The 3388-nt window shown below is 63.0% G+C and carries 4 protein-coding genes; all 4 read right to left on the reverse strand.

Annotation, left to right across the window (positions count from 1 at the left end; genetic code table 11):
* Positions 1–621 (reverse strand): complex I subunit 4 family protein (locus tag AC1DOC_RS25430; protein ID WP_478130742.1); only part of this gene is annotated, 621 nt, incomplete at its 3' end.
* Between the two features lie 25 nt (positions 622–646).
* A complete protein-coding gene (gene nuoL, locus AC1DOC_RS25435; protein ID WP_478080570.1) occupies positions 647–2677 on the reverse strand; it encodes an NADH-quinone oxidoreductase subunit L in 2031 nt (676 codons plus the stop codon).
* A gap of 7 nt (positions 2678–2684) precedes the next feature.
* Entirely contained in the window at positions 2685–2993 is a 309-nt protein-coding gene (gene nuoK, locus AC1DOC_RS25440; protein ID WP_012748597.1) for an NADH-quinone oxidoreductase subunit NuoK, read from the reverse strand.
* The coding region (locus AC1DOC_RS25445) for an NADH-quinone oxidoreductase subunit J (protein ID WP_478130743.1) at positions 2990–3388 on the reverse strand (399 nt) is incomplete at its 5' end. The genes AC1DOC_RS25445 and nuoK, both read right to left, overlap by 4 nt.

Consider the following 3388-nt stretch of genomic DNA (forward strand, 5'->3'; position numbering starts at 1 on the left):
GGTCTGCGCCGTCGAGCCCAGCGGCAGCTTGTGCCAGCTCAGGATGTCGAAGCTGCCGCCCGACTTGTTGTACAGGTAGATCAGCGCCACCAGCATCAGCAGGGAGCCGAGCAAGGTGTAGATGAAGAACTTGAAGGCCGCGTAGATCTTGTTCGGGCCGCCCCAGATGCCGATGATCAGGTACATCGGGATCAGCGTGGCTTCGAAGAACACGTAGAACAGGATGCCGTCCAGCGCGGCGAACACGCCGATCATGAAGCCCGAGAGAATCAGGAACGCGCCCATGTACTGGTTCACGCGCTCGGTGATCACTTCCCAGGCCGAGATCACGACCACCACGGTGATGAACGAGGTCAGCAGCACCAGCCAGAGCGACAGGCCGTCGACACCCAGGTGGTAGTTGACATTGAAGCGCGCGATCCAGCTGCCCTTCTCGACGAACTGCATCGCGGCAGTGCCGTTCTCGAAGCCCGTGTAAAGCGGCACGGTCACCAGGAAGCTCACGATCGCGCCGACCAGCGCGACCCAGCGCACGCCCCTGGCATGCTCGTCACGGCCGAACGCCAGCAACGCGACACCGAATGCGATCGGCACCCAGATGGCAAGGCTCAACAAACCCATTTTTGTTTTTCTCCAGCGCTAAAGCTCAGCGTTTGAACCAGACGAAGTACGTCATCAGGATGAAGATGCCGAGCAGCATCGCGAAGGCGTAGTGATAGATGTAGCCCGACTGCAGCCAGCGCACCGCGCCGGAGACGCGGCCAACCACCTTCCACGAGCCGTTGACCACCGCACCGTCGATCAGCGCCTGGTCGCCACCCTTCCACAGCCCGGTGCCGAAGGCACGCGCACCGCGGGCGATGATGTTCTCGTTGATCCAGTCGAGGTAGTACTTGTTGTCGAGCAGGCGGTAGACCGGGCCGAAGGCGCGCTTGATCGCGGCCGGCAGCGCCGGGTTGACCATGTACATGTAGAACGAGAGCACCACGCCTGCCAGGGCCAGCCAGAACGGCGGGGTCTGCAGGCCATGGATGGCCATCGCCATCGGGCCGTGGAAGGCTTCTCCGAGTTCCTTCATGGCATGGTGCTTGTTTGCGTCGACCGCAATGGCGCCCTTGAAGAACTCGCCGAACAGCATCGGCTCGATCGTCATGAAGCCGATCACCACCGACGGGATCGCCAGCAGCACCAGCGGCAGCCACACCACCCAGGGCGATTCATGCGGCTTGTGGCCGTGGCCATGGTCGTCGTCGTGCTCCGCATGTTCGTCGTGGTGATGCGCGTCGGGGTTCTGGTCGTAGCGCTCCTTGCCGTGGAACACCAGGAAGTACATGCGGAACGAATAGAACGCCGTCACGAACACGCCGGCCAGCACCGCGTAGTAGGCGAACTGCGCGCCCCACAGGTGGCTTTCGTGCACCGCTTCGATGATGCTGTCCTTCGAGTAGAAGCCGGCGAAGAACGGCGTGCCGATCAGCGCGAGCGAACCCAGGAGCGAGGTGATCCAGGTGATCGGCATGTACTTGCGCACGCCGCCCATCCAGCGGATGTCCTGGTTGTGGTGCATGCCGATGATCACCGAGCCCGCGCCAAGGAACAGCAGCGCCTTGAAGAAGGCATGCGTCATCAGGTGGAACACCGCGACCGAGTAGGCCGAGGCACCGAGCGCCACCGTCATGTAGCCCAGCTGCGAGAGCGTCGAGTACGCCACCACGCGCTTGATGTCGTTCTGGATGATGCCGAGGAAACCCATGAACAGCGCCGTGATGGCACCGATCACCAGGATGAAGCTCAGGGCCGTGTCGCTGAGTTCGAACAGCGGCGACATGCGCGCCACCATGAAGATGCCGGCCGTCACCATGGTTGCGGCGTGGATCAGCGCGGAGATGGGCGTCGGGCCTTCCATCGAGTCGGGCAGCCACACGTGCAGCGGGAACTGCGCGCTCTTGCCCATGGCGCCGATGAACAGGCAGATGCAGATCACGGTCACCAGCATCCACTCGGTGCCGGGGAAGGTGATGCCGGCCAGCGTGTTGGCCTTGGCGAAGGCTTCGCCGTAGTTCAGCGTGCCGGCGTAGGCGGCGATCAGGCCGATGCCCAGGATGAAGCCGAAGTCGCCCACGCGGTTGACCAGGAAGGCCTTCATGTTCGCGAAGATCGCGGTCGGCTTGTTGAACCAGAAGCCGATCAGCAGGTACGACACCAGGCCCACCGCCTCCCAGCCGAAGAACAGCTGGAGCATGTTGTTGCTCATGACGAGCATCAGCATCGAGAAGGTGAAGAGCGAGATGTACGCGAAGAAGCGGTTGTAGCCCTCGTCTTCTTCCATGTAGCCGATGGTGTAGACGTGCACCATCAGCGAGACGAAGGTCACCACGCACATCATCATGGCCGTGAGGCCGTCGACCAGGAAGCCGACTTCCATCTTCAGGCCGCCCACCACCATCCATTCATAGATGGTGGCGTTGAAGCGGGCGCCGTCGGCCACCACGCTCTTGAGCGTCATGGCCGAGATGATGAAGGCGACGAGCACGCCGAGGATGGTCAGCGAATGCGTGACCTTGCGGCCGATGTGATTGCCGCCGAACTTGGTGCCGAACAGGCCGGCGACGACGGCGCCGACCAGGGGTGCCAGCGGAACGGCCAGCAGGGTGGATGCGGAAAGGGTTGCGCTCATGTTGCTTTCAACCCTTGAGCGAGTTGAGTTCGTCCACGTTGATGTTCGACTTGTTGCGGAACAGCAGGACCAGCAGCGCAAGGCCGATGGCCGACTCGGCCGCGGCCACCGTCAGGATGAAGAACACGAAGATCTGGCCGTGCATGTCGCCCAGGTAGTACGAGAACGCCACGAAGTTCATGTTCACCGCAAGCAGCATCAGCTCGATGGCCATCAGCAGCACGATGAGGTTCTTGCGGTTCAGGAAGATGCCGATCACCGACAGCGCAAAGAGCATGGCGCCGAGCGATAGGAAGTGTCCGAGCGTGAGCGTCATGCCTTGTTTTCCTTTGCCGCAGCTGCGTCTGCGGGTGCTTCCACCACGGGTTCGGCGGCGCGCGTGACCGGCATCTGCACGATGCGCACGCGGTCCCGCGCCTTCACGCGCACCTGGTCGGACGGGTTGACGTACTTGCTGTCCTTGCGGGTGCGCAGCGTCAGCGCAATGGCCGCCACGATCGCCACGAGCAGGATGACGGCCGCGATCTCCAGCGGATACAGGTACTCGGAGTACAGCAGCTTGCCGAGCTCGAGCGTGTTCGAGCCGTGGGCTGCCGCGGCGGCACCGGCGCGCGGTGCCTCCAGTCGGAAGCCGCCCATCAGCACGGCGGCCATTTCGAGCGCAATCAGCGCGCCCACGCCGGCAGCCAGCGGAAAGTGCTTCCAGAAGCC

The organism is Variovorax sp. 01T439_2 (assembly GCF_056398445.1).